The organism is Candidatus Pelagibacter sp. HIMB1509 (assembly GCF_052047855.1).
In the GTDB taxonomy this organism is placed as follows: domain Bacteria; phylum Pseudomonadota; class Alphaproteobacteria; order Pelagibacterales; family Pelagibacteraceae; genus Pelagibacter.
In genome coordinates this window covers 1,244,633-1,258,973 of record NZ_JBNAIU010000001.1, presented here as the reverse complement: position 1 = coordinate 1,258,973, position 14,341 = coordinate 1,244,633, and the positions used below count along the sequence as shown (strand labels likewise).

General features: G+C 30.3%; 12 protein-coding genes. 11 read left to right on the top strand and 1 reads right to left on the bottom strand.

The features are described from left to right. Positions 1 to 13 precede the first annotated feature (13 nt). The 6 genes from ACTTBO_RS06815 to ACTTBO_RS06790 all read left to right on the top strand — a co-directional run bounded on the left by ACTTBO_RS06815 (position 14) and on the right by ACTTBO_RS06790 (position 6,650). On the top strand, positions 14 to 391 hold the full coding sequence (locus ACTTBO_RS06815) for a hypothetical protein (protein ID WP_440656946.1): 378 nt from the start codon (positions 14 to 16) through the stop codon (positions 389 to 391). Beyond that, a complete protein-coding gene (locus ACTTBO_RS06810; RefSeq protein ID WP_440656945.1) occupies positions 391 to 942 on the top strand; it encodes a hypothetical protein in 552 nt (183 codons plus the stop codon). Before ACTTBO_RS06815 ends, ACTTBO_RS06810 begins: the two co-directional genes overlap by 1 nt. Positions 943 to 1,007: 65 nt before the next feature. Then, the gene (locus ACTTBO_RS06805; protein ID WP_440656944.1) at positions 1,008 to 2,039 is read left to right on the top strand and encodes a quaternary amine ABC transporter ATP-binding protein; all 1,032 of its coding nucleotides are present in this window, start codon (positions 1,008 to 1,010) and stop codon (positions 2,037 to 2,039) included. A 3-nt stretch (positions 2,040 to 2,042) separates the two neighbouring features. Next, a complete protein-coding gene (locus tag ACTTBO_RS06800) occupies positions 2,043 to 4,196 on the top strand; it encodes an ABC transporter permease (protein ID WP_440656943.1) in 2,154 nt (717 codons plus the stop codon). Positions 4,197 to 4,200: 4 nt separating this feature from the next. After that, positions 4,201 to 5,679: a glycerol kinase GlpK gene (gene glpK, locus ACTTBO_RS06795; protein ID WP_440656941.1), complete on the top strand. Its 1,479-nt coding sequence runs from the start codon at positions 4,201 to 4,203 to the stop codon at positions 5,677 to 5,679. 8 nt (positions 5,680 to 5,687) lie between these two features. Beyond that, on the top strand, positions 5,688 to 6,650 hold the full coding sequence (locus ACTTBO_RS06790; protein ID WP_440656940.1) for a 2-dehydropantoate 2-reductase N-terminal domain-containing protein: 963 nt from the start codon (positions 5,688 to 5,690) through the stop codon (positions 6,648 to 6,650). Here ACTTBO_RS06790 and ACTTBO_RS06785 read toward each other — a convergent pair whose 3' ends face one another. Continuing rightward, positions 6,651 to 7,982, bottom strand: a complete 1,332-nt coding sequence (locus tag ACTTBO_RS06785; RefSeq protein WP_440656938.1) for an NAD(P)-binding domain-containing protein — start codon at positions 7,980 to 7,982, stop codon at positions 6,651 to 6,653. It lies immediately after the preceding gene. An 81-nt stretch (positions 7,983 to 8,063) separates the two neighbouring features. Here ACTTBO_RS06785 and ACTTBO_RS06780 point away from each other — a divergent pair, with 81 nt between their 5' ends. The 5 genes from ACTTBO_RS06780 to ACTTBO_RS06760 all read left to right on the top strand — a co-directional run bounded on the left by ACTTBO_RS06780 (position 8,064) and on the right by ACTTBO_RS06760 (position 14,331). Beyond that, entirely contained in the window at positions 8,064 to 9,140 is a 1,077-nt protein-coding gene (locus ACTTBO_RS06780) for an ABC transporter ATP-binding protein (protein WP_440656937.1), read from the top strand. Between the two features lie 113 nt (positions 9,141 to 9,253). After that, positions 9,254 to 10,585 carry an ABC transporter substrate-binding protein gene (locus ACTTBO_RS06775; protein WP_262590406.1) on the top strand — a complete coding sequence of 444 codons (1,332 nt, stop codon included), beginning with the start codon at positions 9,254 to 9,256 and terminating at the stop codon, positions 10,583 to 10,585. Between the two features lie 47 nt (positions 10,586 to 10,632). Continuing rightward, positions 10,633 to 11,892: a carbohydrate ABC transporter permease gene (locus ACTTBO_RS06770; RefSeq protein WP_440656936.1), complete on the top strand. Its 1,260-nt coding sequence runs from the start codon at positions 10,633 to 10,635 to the stop codon at positions 11,890 to 11,892. Beyond that, a complete protein-coding gene (locus tag ACTTBO_RS06765) occupies positions 11,882 to 13,075 on the top strand; it encodes a carbohydrate ABC transporter permease (protein ID WP_440656935.1) in 1,194 nt (397 codons plus the stop codon). Before ACTTBO_RS06770 ends, ACTTBO_RS06765 begins: the two co-directional genes overlap by 11 nt. Further along, complete coding sequence (locus ACTTBO_RS06760; protein WP_440656934.1) at positions 13,075 to 14,331, top strand: MGH1-like glycoside hydrolase domain-containing protein; 1,257 nt, start codon at positions 13,075 to 13,077, stop codon at positions 14,329 to 14,331. The genes ACTTBO_RS06765 and ACTTBO_RS06760 overlap by 1 nt, the downstream gene beginning before the upstream one ends. Positions 14,332 to 14,341: the final 10 nt, after the last annotated feature.

Genomic DNA, 14,341 nt, shown 5'->3' with positions numbered 1-14,341 from the left:
GTAAAATAACCTTATGAAAAAACTTCTTCTATTTATATTTTTTACTTTTTTAATTACTTCTTCCGTATTTGCACGAAGCACCGGATGCAAAGAAGGAAATTGTGAGAATGGTTATGGTAAATGGGTTTACACTGATAAGACAACCTATGAAGGGGAATGGGTTGCAACTAAAAAACAAGGTCAAGGAGTTGAGACATGGCCTAACGGATATATTTACAAAGGTGAATTTAAAAATAGTGAATGGAGTGGACAGGGAGTTTTAACATTTCCAGATGGATCTACGTATGACGGTGAATGGTCCAAGGGTTTCATGAATGGACAAGGAACATTTACTTGGGCAGACGGTAAACAAGTATCAGGCACTTGGATAAACGGAAAGTTACAAGAATAATGTCAAAAGAAAATAATTTAAATAAAACAGAAGAAACCACAAACGCTACAAAACAATTTGTTGGTTTAATTGTAGTTACAGTAATAGTGATAGCTTTTTTTGGCATTTTAAATGGAATATTTGGTCAAGGAGATGAACTTGTCAAAAAAATGAAATTAGAAGAACAAAGAATTGCCGAAGAAAAAAAACTTAGTGAATTAATATCTAAATTACCTTCAGGAATACTTGTATCTTTCGATGGAACTGACCATTATAGATTAACTGATGAGGTGTATGAGCAAGTATGCAAAGCTACAAAATTAATTCCACAAAGAGCAATAATGGGCGCTAATTTTTTAAATTTTAGAGCTCATGAACTTTATACGATTAACGGAAATAAAATTGATGAAACTTTTGTCAAATGGGATCAAGAAAAAGGCAAGTGTTATGCTGGTTTTACTGTAAGCGGTAACAATGTAGGAGTAGATGAAAGTATAACTGTTAGTGGTGAAGCTTTGAGTTTTTTAAGTACGGGAATTGATACAAGAGTTTACTATATTAAGAATTTTTAAGTATGAAAGGTTACAATATTTAACATTTAAATTTTATTGAATATCATATAACTTTGTGAAGATTTATGTCTGAGACCGTTATTAAGTGTGAGTCAGTTTATAAAATTTTTGGTGAGAATGCCAAAAAAATGCTTGAAGAATCTTACGGTAATGTAGATGCAAAAACATTTCAAGAAAACGGCTGCATAGTTGGAGTTAACAACGCTTCGTTTGAAGTTGCAAAAGGAGAAATGCTGGTAGTAATGGGTTTATCTGGTTCAGGTAAATCAACATTGCTAAGATGTATTTCAAGATTAACAGACGCAACTGGAGGAAAAATTTTCATTGAAGGCCAAGACCTGCTTCAATTAAATAATAAGGAATTAATTGAGCTTAGAAGAAATAAAATGGGAATGGTTTTCCAAAGCTTTGCATTGTTGCCTCATAAAACAGTTGTAGAAAATATTGCTTTCCCACTTCAGATAAAGGGTATTAAGACTGAAGATAGTATTAGTAGAGCAATGGAAATGGTTAAACTAGTTGGACTTGATGGAAGAGAAAATTATTTTCCAAGAGAGCTTTCAGGAGGTCAACAACAAAGAGTTGGGATTGCTCGATCTTTGGCAGTGGAACCTGATATTTGGTTTTTAGATGAACCGTTTTCAGCATTAGACCCACTAATAAGAAAAGAAATGCAAGACGAGTTTTTAAGACTGCAAGAAAAATTACAAAAAACAATTATGTTTATTACCCATGATTTTGATGAGGCTTTAAAATTAGCGGACCGAATTGCGATCATGAAAGATGGTATTATAGAACAGTTAGATACACCCGCTAACATTGTTTTAAATCCAGCTACAGAATATGTAAGAAAATTTACTGAAGAAGTTCCAAGAGAAAAAGTTTTAGTCATTGAAGATGTAATGGATAGTTCAAATAAAGATAATATAGGAGATTTAAAAGTTTCAAAAGATGACATTATTGAAAATGTTGCAGAAAAAATTCTTACCCAAGAAAAAATTGTAGGAGTAGTTGACTCTAATAACAATATTATTGGTTCAATAAAACCTTCAACAATTATTGATACAGTTTTTGGAGGAAGAAAAAATAGTAGCTAAAACATGGAATATTTAAAAAAATACCCAAAGTTGTTTCAATGGATATTTTTGTTGGTTGTGTTTTTTGCTCTATGTTTTGCAATTGAAGTTCCTGAAACTTATAAATTTATAAGAGGCCAAGCAGAATTTGTAAAAGATCCTAACCAAAGTGTTTATTTTTTTCTAGGTAAAGAAGTCCGATATTATGCTTTCGATGTATTTTGGAGATTGCCTCCTTTACTTGGTTGGTTGCCTATCTGGATAAACGACTCTTTATTTTTCTTAATGAACGAGTGGATGCCAATGGAATTTTGGAATGAAGATACTCAAGAGTTCAAAACTAGACCATTGTTATTAGAGATTAGTAGAAATTTGACGTCTTTTATGACGTTTTTGATTGAGTTGATTAGAGAAATTTTGCTTGGAGGTTTAGAAACTATAGTTGCATTCACTAGCTGGGATTTTATTGATGCTCATCCTTGGTTGGAATTACCTGGATTACCTTGGACTATCGTTGCTGCTGGAGCAACAATACTTGCATATAAATTAAGTGGTAAAGGACTTGCTATATTTGCAGGTTTAACAATGGTTTATATTTCAATATTTGGTCAGTGGAAACCTTCTATGCAAACACTTTCTTTCATATTGGTTGCAGTTCCATTGTCATTTGTATTTGGTATTAGTTTAGGTATTGCTGCTTATAAAAGTAAACGAGTAGAAAATGCTTTGTACCCAATTCTTTTAGTGATGCAAACAATGCCTCAATACGCAGTATTAGTTCCTGCCCTTGTTTTGTTCGGTGTTGGTGATCATGCAGCTGTAATAATTACAATGGTAGTAGCAGTACCTCCAATGATTTTATTAACTATTCTTGGACTAAGAGCAGTTCCTCCAGAAGTCATCGAAGCAGGAAGAATGAGTGGTTGCACAAATTGGCAGTTAATGACCAAAGTACTTATTCCAACTGCAAGAAGAGATATTTTAATTGGAGTTAACCAAGTGATAATGGTTTGCTTCTCAATGGCTGTTATATCAGCATTTATCGGTGCAAAAGGTTTAGGATTTAATTTGTTGTTAGCTCTAAACCAGCTTAACATTGGTCTCGCTCTTGAGGCAGGTTTATGTATTAGTTTGATTGCAATTCTATTAGATAAAATGTCATTGGCTTGGGCAAACCAACAACAAGATTATTTTGGCAATCTTACATTTTTCCAAAGAAATAAAAATATTATATTTTTTGGTGGCTCAATAATTCTTGGAATTATTCTTGCTTATGTTGGAACATTTATTTTTAAAGATACATTTAATTATTTATTTGAAGTTCCACATAATAAAGGAATTTCAACAGCTGATTTTTGGAACAAAGGTGTTGATTGGATTTTTGATACTTTCTTTGTTTATATCAAAGCATTCAATACCTGGTTAATTGTAGATGTGCTTCAACCAATGAGAGCTTTGTATTTAAGAATGCCAGCAGTTGCCACTTTAGTATTGGCTGTAGGCGCTGGTTATTTAATTGGAGGAATTAGATCAGCATTAGTTGTTGCTGCTTTAACTTTGTTTATAGCGTTAAGTCCATGGTGGGATAGAGCATTGGTTACATTGTACATGGCAACTTTTGGAGTAGTTGTTTCTTGTTTAATAGGTTTTACAGTTGGAACTTTATGTTTCCAGAATAAAAAGTCTGCAGCATTTATGTTAGGGGTTTGTGATATTTTTCAGACGTTCCCATCTTTTGTATACTTAATTCCTGTAATGATGCTTTTTGGAATTACAGATACTTCAGTTTTAATTGCAGTAATTGTTTATGCAACAATTCCAGCAACTAGATATACTATTGAAGGATTAAGAAGTGTGCCTGCTGGTTTGCATGAGGCAGCAACAATGTCTGGTGTAAATAAATTTCAAAGATTAACTAAGATTGAATTTCCATTAGCTTTCCCACATATGATGCTTGGGATAAATCAAACAATCGTATTTGCTTTATTTATGGTCATTATTGGAGCTTTTATTGGTACAGAAGATCTGGGCCAGTACATTTTGAAGGCATTATCAGATAAAAATGGAGCTGGAATAGGCTTAACTTTAGGTATCTGTGTTGCTTTCATAGGTTTGATTTTTGATAATTTAATAAGAACTTGGGTTGAGAAAAGAAAAAAACACTTAGGTATAGCTTAGTCCATTGAAAAAATTTATCATTTCCATCGATCAAGGAACGACATCTTCAAGAGTAATTTTATTTGATACAAAAGGTAATATTGTTTTTGTTTCACAATATGAATTTAAACAATATTTTCCAAAAAATGGGTGGGTTGAACATAATCCAAATGAGATCTGGTCCACAACACTTAAAGCTTTAAAACAAGTACTAAATAAAGCCAAAAAATTAAAAGGCCACATACTTACAATCGGAATTACAAATCAAAGGGAAACCACAATTTTATGGAATAAAAAAACAGGAAAGCCAATTTATAATGCAATTGTATGGCAAGATAGAAGAACCCAAGATTACTGTAAACTGCTTAAGAAAAAAAATTATGAAAATTCATTTAGAAATAAAACTGGATTATTTATAGATCCATATTTTTCAGCAACAAAAATTAAATGGATTTTAGACAATGTTAAAATTTCAAAAAAACTTCTTAGTTCAAATAATTTATTGTTTGGTACTGTAGATACATTTTTAATTTGGAAATTAACAAAAGGTAAGCAGCATTTAACTGAAGCATCTAATGCAAGCAGAACAATGCTATATAATATTAATAATAGTAAATGGGACAAAGAAATTTTACAAAAACTAAATATTCCACAAAAGATTTTACCAGAAGTCAAAAACTCAGCAGATAATTTTGGAAAAACAGATAAAAAAATTACAGGAGTTGAAATTTCAATTTCTGCAGTTCTTGGTGATCAGCAGGCTGCAGCATTTGGACAAACTTGTTTTGAAAAAGGATCTATAAAAAGTACATATGGTACTGGTGCATTTGTTATTATGAATACCGGTACAAAAAAAATTAATTCAAAAAATAAATTACTGACTACTATCTGCTATCGATTAAATAACAAAAATACTTACGCCTTAGAAGGTTCAATTTTTATAGCGGGGGCAGGAGTACAATGGCTAAGAGATAAAGTAAAATTGATTAAAAAAGCACCCGAAACTGAAAAGATTTCAAAATCCTCTAAAATTAATGATGGTGTTTTTGTTGTGCCAGCTTTTAGTGGAATGGGAGCACCTTATTGGAGGCCAGATGCTAGAGGAGTAATCACAGGACTAACAAGAGACAGTGATTGGAAAAGTATTGTGAGAGCAACAGTAGAATCTGTTGGTTATCAAAGTTTTGATTTGTTTGACTCAATGAACAAGGATGGTTTGAAACCAAGAATAGTTAAAGTAGATGGTGGAATGGTTGCAAACAATTGGTTCACACAATTTTTAGCCAATATTATTAATTTAAAAGTAGTTAGACCAAAAATACTAGAAACAACTGCTTTAGGTGTAGCTTTATTAGCTGGATATCAAATAGGAGAATATAAATCTTTAAATCAAATCAAAAATATGTGGAAAAAAGATCGTGTTTTCTCACCAAATATTAAAAAAACATTAAGAAATGATCTTTTAGCAGGATGGAAACTAGCAATTAAAAAAACTTTAGCTTAACTAGTCTTATGAAAAAAGTTTTAATAATAGGAGCGGGAGCAATGGGTGCTGCATTTACCTTTCCCCTCGCTGACAATAATCATAAAGTAACTTTAACTGAGCCTTACAGTAAAGATCTATTAAATAAATTAATAACCAAAAACAAATTTCATCCAGCATTAAAACTTAAGTTATCTAAAAGAGTTACTGTCAAAAAATTTTCATCAGACTTACTTAATGAAAAATGGGACTTAGTTGTTGTTGGAGTAAGTTCTATTGGAATTGAAATGGTTAGACAGTATTTAAAAAATATAAAGAGAAAAGTTTCTATTCTAGTTTTGACCAAAGGTCTTAAATATGATCGAAATAATAAAAAAATTATTACTATGTCTGAGCAGATAAACAAAGGAAATCAAAATTTAAATATTTCAGTTTTAAAAGGACCTTGTTTGGCAAAAGAGTTAGCAAAAAAAATCAAAAGTTACACCGTGATAGCAAACAAGAATATTAATATTGCAAAAAATATAGGAAAATTAATCTCAACTAAATATTACAAAACAGAATATTCAAGTGATGTAAAAGGTGTTGAATTTTCATCTGCAATTAAAAACATATATTCAATGATTATTGGATCAGGTGAAGGTGAAAATACTGCTTCAGCTTTATTTAGAAAATCATTAGATGAAATGGAATATTTAATAAAATATTTCAGAGGTAAAAAAGAAACAGTTCATGGGTTAGCTGGAGTGGGTGACTTATATGTTAGTGCAGTTGGAGGAAGAAATAGCAAAATGGGCGAATATTTAGGAAAAGGCTATACTTTTAAAATTGCAAAAAATAAGTTTATGAAAAATGATACAGTTGAGGGCGCAGATCTGGCTAGAGAGATTGCACCCTACATATTGAAAAAAATTAATAAAAATAAAATACCACTTATGTATGCACTATTAAGTGCAATCACAAAAAATAAAAAATTAAAAGTTAACTATTAATTATTTATTTAAAAAAGTTTTCATCGAGTCATCCATTGCAGTTTCCCATGGAGTATGGTGTATAGGTGCAACAGAACCTGTGACAGGTGATGAAAACGATTTATTTCTGTAAGTTAAGATATCTTCTACTTTGTGATGTTCCCATTCTTTGAAATGTTTTCTAATTAATTCAAAATCTATTTTTGGATAATCAGACATATCATGAAGTTCTTTTGTGTACTCAGTTTGAAAATCAATCATTTGATCTGGGTTTTCTAATTTTTCCTCCATAGCAACCCATTTATTGATATCTTTATTAATTTCATCAGCACTTGGCATTTTAATTTTTCCCATGATCACATCTCTTGCAAACCAAGCTTGGCAATCAAACATATTAAAAGTATGGAATTGGTCTTGCATACCAAGATATAAAAGTTTGTGATTATCTTGCCAAACAACTCCTTTATATAATTTTGGTGGATACAATCTGTTATGTGTTTTTAACTTTATGCTTTCATCTAGAAATGGAAAATGATGCAGGTAACCAGTACACAGTATTATTGCATCTGCATCTTGTTCAGTACCATCTTTAAAGATTGCTTTTTTTCCTTCTAATCTATCTAGATAGTGAACTTCTTTCATGCCTTTAGGCCATTTAAATCCCATAGGTGCATTTCGATATCCAATAGTTACACTATTAGCTCCATATTTATTACACTGTAAAGCAACATCTTCAGCTGAATAACTGCTTCCTAAAACTATCACATCTTTTCCTCTAAATTCTTCTGCATCTCTAAAATCATGTGAGTGCATTATTCTTCCTGGAAAAGAATTCATTCCTTTATATTCAGGAATAAAAGGAACTGAGAAATGACCAGTAGAAACAACTAAATAATCAAATGTATCTTTTGAAATTTCATCCTTAACTTTGTCTTGATAAGTTATTTCAAATTTTTCATTGTTGAAAGTTACATTGGTTACTTTTGTGTTTAGTTTTATTTTATTTTTAATTTTGCCTTTGCTTACTCTTCCAAGAATATAATCTTGCAAAACTTCTCTTGGAGGAAAAGAAGGAATTGGTTGCCCAAAATGTTCATCAAAAGAATAATCTGCAAACTCCAAACATTCTTTTGGACCATTTGACCATAAATATCTATACATACTATTGTGAACTGGGTCTCCATATTGATCACTACCTGTTCTCCAATTATAGTTCCACAAACCTCCCCAATCTTCTTGTTTTTCAAAACAAACTATTTCAGGAATTTTTTCACCTCTATTTTCTAAGTGTTCGAATGCTCTTAACATTGATAGACCGCAAGGTCCTGCTCCAATAATTGCAATTTTGCTCATTGTGTTTTCTCCAGTTTATAAATATGCTAAATAAATATAATCAAATATAAACTGAAAATACAATATAAATATTAATTTAAGATGGCTGAGATAAATATTTCGAACATAAATAAATCTTTTGGATCTACACATGTGATCAAAGATGTGTCTCTAGATATTAAGAGTGAATCTTTCACTGTATTAGTTGGACCAAGCGGATGTGGTAAATCAACAATGTTAAGAATGATTGCAGGCTTAGAGGAGATCAACTCAGGAACAATTTCAATAGATGGACAAGTTGTGAATGATCTTCCTCCTAAAGAAAGAAATATCGCAATGGTATTTCAATCTTATGCATTGTATCCACACATGACTGTTTTTGATAACATGGCTTTTGGATTAAAGATTGAAAAAAAATCTAAAGAAGAAATTACAGAAAGAGTTATGGAGGCTGCTAAAATTCTTCAAATTGAAGAATACTTAGAGAGAAAACCAAAACAATTGTCAGGTGGACAAAGACAAAGAGTTGCAATAGGAAGAGCCATTACAAGAAAACCAAAAGTATTTTTGTTTGATGAACCTTTATCTAATTTAGATGCAGCTTTAAGAGTTCAGATGAGAGTAGAATTAGCTAAATTGCATGATCAATTAAATGCAACAATGATTTATGTTACACACGACCAAACAGAAGCAATGACACTTGCAGATGATATAGTTGTATTAGATCAAGGTATTGTTTCTCAAAAAGGATCACCTTTAAAACTTTACAATGAACCTGAAAATTTATTTGTAGGTGGGTTTATTGGTTCACCAAAGATGAACTTTATTAATTCTAAAGTTATAAGTTCTAATAATTCTGGAACTGAAGTTGAAATTTCAGAACAAGGAAAAATTATCGTTCCAAAAACTTCAGATAAAGTTTCACCTGGAGATAATGTAAAGATTGGTATCAGACCTGAGCATATCTTAATAAATAGTGGTGAAAAATGTTGGGAGAGTAAGGTATTCGTGATTGAAAAATTAGGTTCATCTACTTTTTTATATCTAGAAAAAGAGGGAGAGCCATTAGTAGTCCAAACTGATGGTGCCAGTAAAGTCAACGTTGGAGATAGTCTTAGTTTGGGATTTGATCTAAGCAAATGCCATTTATTCGACAGCAATAATTTAGCCTTTAAATAAAGGTTTTTTTTATAGTTTTTAAAATTACCTCATAACAGGGATGACACTATTGCATAAGAAATTTTTTCTAAAAAATATTAAGGTTTAAAAAAAATAATTAACAAGAGGTAATTATGTTTAAAAAAACTTTAATATTATTATCTGCTGTAACATTTTTTATAAACAATGTTGCTTTTGCAGATATCAAGTTTTGGACAACTGAAACTCAACCAGCAAGAATGGCGAAGCAAGAAGATATGGCTAAAGCCTTTGAAGCAAAAACTGGTATTGCAGTTGAAGTTATTCCAATTGATGAAAAAGAATTAGGTAAAAGAGCAACAGCTGCAGCTGCAGCAGGTGATTTACCTGATGTAATTTATCATACACTACAATATGTATTGCCATGGGCTGAAGCAGGAATTTTAGATGTTGATGCTAACAATGATGTTGTTAAAGAATTAGGTAAGAAAACTTTTGCACCTGGTGCTTTAAATATGGCTAAGCAAGGATCAAAAATTGCTGCTGTTCCAGTTGATGGTTGGACTCAAATGATCGTTTATAGAAAAGATCTTTTTGAGAAAGCTGGTTTAGAGCCACCAACTAGTTATGCAAATATCACTAAAGCAATAGAAACGCTGTCATCAAATGATATGTTTGGATTTGTTGCTGCTACAAAAACAGACGAAAACTTTATGAGTCAGGTTTTAGAACATGTATTATTGGCTAATGGAGTTAACGTAGTTAAAAAAGGTGGTATTAAAAAACAAGGAAACAAACTTAAAAAAGCTTTAGAGTTTTACAAAACAATTGCAAAAGCTAGTCCAGAAGGCGAATTATACTGGAAACAATCTAGAGAACTTTATTTTGCAGGTAAAACTCCAATGATTATTTGGTCTCCATTTATTATGGATGAGTTAGCAGGGTTAAGAGATTCTGCTCCTCCGACAATAAATGATGATCCAACATCAAGTGAGTTAGCATCAAAAACTGGTTTCATCACAAACTTTAGTGGACCGAACAATAAAAAAGGTGCTGCTTGGGCAGACGTAAGATACTTTGGTATAACAGCAGATGCAGATACGGATGAGGCCAAACAGTTTATTCTTTATTCTATGGATGAAGGATATACTTCAACTTTAGCAATTGCTCCTGAAGGGAAATTTCCTGTAAGAAGAGGTAATGCAAGTGATCCAGCTGCATATACTAAAGCTTGGTCAAAACTTCCAGTTGGAGTGGATAGAAAAGCTCCATTAACTGATCTTTATTCAGCAGATGTTATCGATAATATTGTAGCTGGTTTAGATACTGCTAGCAGATGGGGAGTTAAAGAAGGTGAACTTTCTAGAGCTTCTAAAGTTATCAATTCTCAATTCATTAATAGAATAACAAGACTATATATTGATGATCAAATTGATGTTGATGAAGCAGTTGATATGATCAATACTGCATTAGCACAGTTCAATTAATTTTAATTTTATAAAAAAGCGGATAATATTAATTATCCGCTTTTTTTATGAGTAATTCACTTTCAAAAATAGAAAAAAGAACTGCTTATGCTTTAACTTTGCCAGCAGTTCTAATTGTATTTGCAATAGTATTATTTCCAATATTTTCAAACGTTTGGATTAGTTTTAAAGAAGTTCAATTAAAAGATATAAGAATTCCAGAGCCAAGAGCAAAAAAAATAGTCAAATCTATTAAAAACGAAGATACAAAAATTGAGATTATTTATAAATTAAGAAATAGTTCCTTAATTCAAGATATTAGAGATGTTAAATTCCAGGATAAATTCCCAAGCAATGTTAACCCAATTGATTTAGATCAGAGATGTAAGTTTCTTTCAAATAAAGTTCAGTGTGATTTTGGTAATTGGTCAAAAAAATACAGAGAGCAATTTGTAATTTTTTTTGAAACAAAAAATGGTGAAAAAATTGATAAAAAACAATTTAAATTAAATAAACCTTATTTAAAAGGAAAAGCAGATAACATTCTTTTGACAAGTGATTTTACTTTGTCAAATTTTAAAAAAGTAATCACAAACTATGAATTTAAAGATTTATTATTAACAACATTTTATTATACTTTTTTTGGAACTGTGGGTGCAATTGTTTTTGGAATTTTGTCAGCCCAAATGGTAAATCAAAAGTTTAGAGGTCGAAGCTTTGTTAGAAGTACGTTATTGTTTCCCTATGTAGCTCCAGTTGTGGCTTTGGCATTTACTTGGGAGCTTTTATTAGATCCTAATAGCGGTACTTTAAACAACCTGCTGCTGAATTATAATATTATAGATAAGCCAATAAATTTGTTAGGTCAAAAGTATGTATCTATTTTTGTTTTCGGTTTTGAATTTAAATTAAGATTAGCGCTAACAACTGTTATTATCTTTGAAATCTGGAGATATTTTCCTTTAGCTTTCCTTTTTATTTTAGCAAGACTTCAAGCAGTTCCTAAAGAACTTTATGAGGCAGCAGATATTGATGGAGCAGGTCCTTACACCAAATTTATGAATATAACATTGCCGCAGATTACAGCAGTAATTTCAATTTTATTTATGATTAGATTTATTTGGAATTTTAACAAGTTTGAAGATATTTTTCTATTAACAGGTGGTGCATCAGGTACCAGAACACTCCCAATAAATGTTTATGAACAGGGATTTTCAATAGGAAATATTGGTATGGGATCTGCTGTATCAATGGTGATTGTACTATTACTTTTATTTTTCATGTTAATTTATTTTAAACTGATAGGAAAAAGAGCCAATGAGAGTTAAATCAATTATTACTTTCAGTTTAATTTCTTCATTTTTTTTATTTTCTTTAATATCTATTTGGAAAATTCTTTCTACTTTACAAGGAATTGAACTTAAAACTTTAAATTTCAATTTTTATTTTTTAAGTGGAATTATAATTTCTATTATTTCAATTTTCTTAAGTGAAAAATTAAATAGGTTATTTAAAGTAATTTTATTAGCATCTGTGTTTGTATTGATTGATTATTTTAATAATAGTTCTTTACCTATTTGGCATTATATAGGTACATTTTTGATCCTATTATTTTTTGTTAATAAGTTATTTAATTATAACAAGAAACATTTTAGTTACGATTTTTCAGCACAAATTATATTTTTTGATTTTTTAACTTTGTTTGGAATAATCTTTTTTTCTTTTGTAATTTTATTCCCATTTTACTTGATGTTAGTAACAAGTTTCAAAACTCAAGCTCTTTTATTAATTAATCCTTTAGATTTCAGTGTTGATTTAACACAAGATATAAAAACCTTATTCAAATCCTATATTATAGTTTTTACCGAATATAATTTTGGCAGGTACATGCTTAATAGTTCAATTGTCTCAGTAGGCACGGTTATAATTACTTTATTACTTGGGATCCCAGCAGCTTATGCAGTTGCAAGATTGAACTTTTTTGGAAAACACTTTTTATCTACCTCTATTTTAATTATATATATGTTTCCTGCGATAGTGCTTGTAATTCCTCTCTACACTGTTTTTAGCCAGTTAGGTTTAAGAAATTCTGTATTTGGATTATTGATTATTTATACAGCTACAACACTGCCAGTTGCAATTTATATGCTCCAAGGATATTTCAAAAGTATACCAAAAGAACTTGAAGAAGCAGGTATAATGGATGGACAAAATTGGTTTGGAATAATAGTTAAAATTATTTTACCTTTAAGTTTACCAGCAATTGCCTCTGTAGCATTATATGTATTTATGATTGCCTGGAATGAGTTTTTATTTTCACTAATGTTTTTAGATAGTCCTAGCTCATTTACATTATCAAGAGCAATACAGTTTTTAAATGTAGGGGCTGAAACGCCTAGACAATATTTGATGGCTGGTTCAGTTGTTGTAACCTTACCAATTTTATTTATTTTTGTTTATTTTGAAAAATATTTAGTTAGTGGATTAACATCAGGGAGCGTTAAGGGTTAATGAGTTTGTTAAAAAGAGAAGCTGAAAATATTTTATTAAATAATAGGCGTGAGGGATATACTCTGCCTACAAATAATAAGTTATACCCAGCACAATGGAATTGGGACTCAGCTTATATTGCTCTTGGTTATTCATATTTTAATAAAGAATACGCAATAGTTGAGTTAGAGAAGTTGTTTGAAGGACAATGGTCAGACGGTATGGTTCCTCATATTTTGTTTCATCAAAAGGATGAAAATTATTTTCCCAATCATAATACTTGGCAGTGTGGCGATAAAATTCCATCATCTGGAATAACTCAACCACCTATAGTATCAAGTATTTTAAAATTAATGTTGGATAAGCATGAATTTAGTTCTAGTGAAATGGAAAGAATTTTGAACTTAATAAAAAAAACAAAAAACTATTTAGAATGGTTTTTTAAATTTAGAGACCCAAATGATATTGGTTTAGTTTCTATATTGCATCCGTGGGAAAGTGGAACAGATAATTCACCTTTATGGGATTTTCCTTTAAGTAAAATTTTAATTGAAGACAATCTAGAATACAAAAGAAGAGATTTAGATGTTTCAAGCAGTGACGTACGACCACTTAAAAGAGATTATGATTGTTACATTACTCTTTTAAATCAGTTCAGAAATGAAAAATATAATCCTGAAAAACTCTATGATATTTCAATGTTTAATGTCGCTGATATAGGTTTTAATTCATTGTTTCTGAAAGCTTGTAAAGATCTAGTCTATATTGCATCAAAAAATAATATTGAATGTACTTCAATTAAAAAAAAAATAACAAAAACTGAAAGTAAATTGATTAGTCTGTATAATCAAAATGATAATTCGTTTTATTCATACGATGTTTTAAATAAGCAATCATTAGAAATCCCTTCAATTACAAATTATTTCATATTGTTTGCAGATTTGCAAAATGAAGAAATAAATAACTCGGTAATTCAAAGTTTAAAAGAATATAATTTGAATGAAAAATATTTTTTTTCTTCGATAAAACCTGATAGTAAATATTTTGAGGAGATAAGATATTGGAGAGGACCTGTTTGGATTAATTGTAATTGGATTTTATACAAAGGATTATTAGAAAAAGATCCTGAATTTGCCAATAAAATAAAATTACACACTTTAAATATAATACATGAAAAGGATTTTCATGAATACTATAGTTGTAAATCGGGAACTCCTTATGGAGCTAATAATTTTTCTTGGTCTGCTGCATTATATTTAGATTTAATAAATAATTAATTTTTAAGTG

Coding starts and splice junctions, on each gene's coding strand:
- ACTTBO_RS06815 (WP_440656946.1), top strand. CDS start 14: ATGAAAAAACTTCTTCTATTTATATTTTTTACTTTTTTAATTACTTCT.
- ACTTBO_RS06810 (WP_440656945.1), top strand. CDS start 391: ATGTCAAAAGAAAATAATTTAAATAAAACAGAAGAAACCACAAACGCT.
- ACTTBO_RS06805 (WP_440656944.1), top strand. CDS start 1,008: ATGTCTGAGACCGTTATTAAGTGTGAGTCAGTTTATAAAATTTTTGGT.
- ACTTBO_RS06800 (WP_440656943.1), top strand. CDS start 2,043: ATGGAATATTTAAAAAAATACCCAAAGTTGTTTCAATGGATATTTTTG.
- ACTTBO_RS06790 (WP_440656940.1), top strand. CDS start 5,688: ATGAAAAAAGTTTTAATAATAGGAGCGGGAGCAATGGGTGCTGCATTT.
- ACTTBO_RS06785 (WP_440656938.1), bottom strand. CDS start 7,982: ATGAGCAAAATTGCAATTATTGGAGCAGGACCTTGCGGTCTATCAATG.
- ACTTBO_RS06780 (WP_440656937.1), top strand. CDS start 8,064: ATGGCTGAGATAAATATTTCGAACATAAATAAATCTTTTGGATCTACA.
- ACTTBO_RS06775 (WP_262590406.1), top strand. CDS start 9,254: ATGTTTAAAAAAACTTTAATATTATTATCTGCTGTAACATTTTTTATA.
- ACTTBO_RS06770 (WP_440656936.1), top strand. CDS start 10,633: ATGAGTAATTCACTTTCAAAAATAGAAAAAAGAACTGCTTATGCTTTA.
- ACTTBO_RS06765 (WP_440656935.1), top strand. CDS start 11,882: ATGAGAGTTAAATCAATTATTACTTTCAGTTTAATTTCTTCATTTTTT.
- ACTTBO_RS06760 (WP_440656934.1), top strand. CDS start 13,075: ATGAGTTTGTTAAAAAGAGAAGCTGAAAATATTTTATTAAATAATAGG.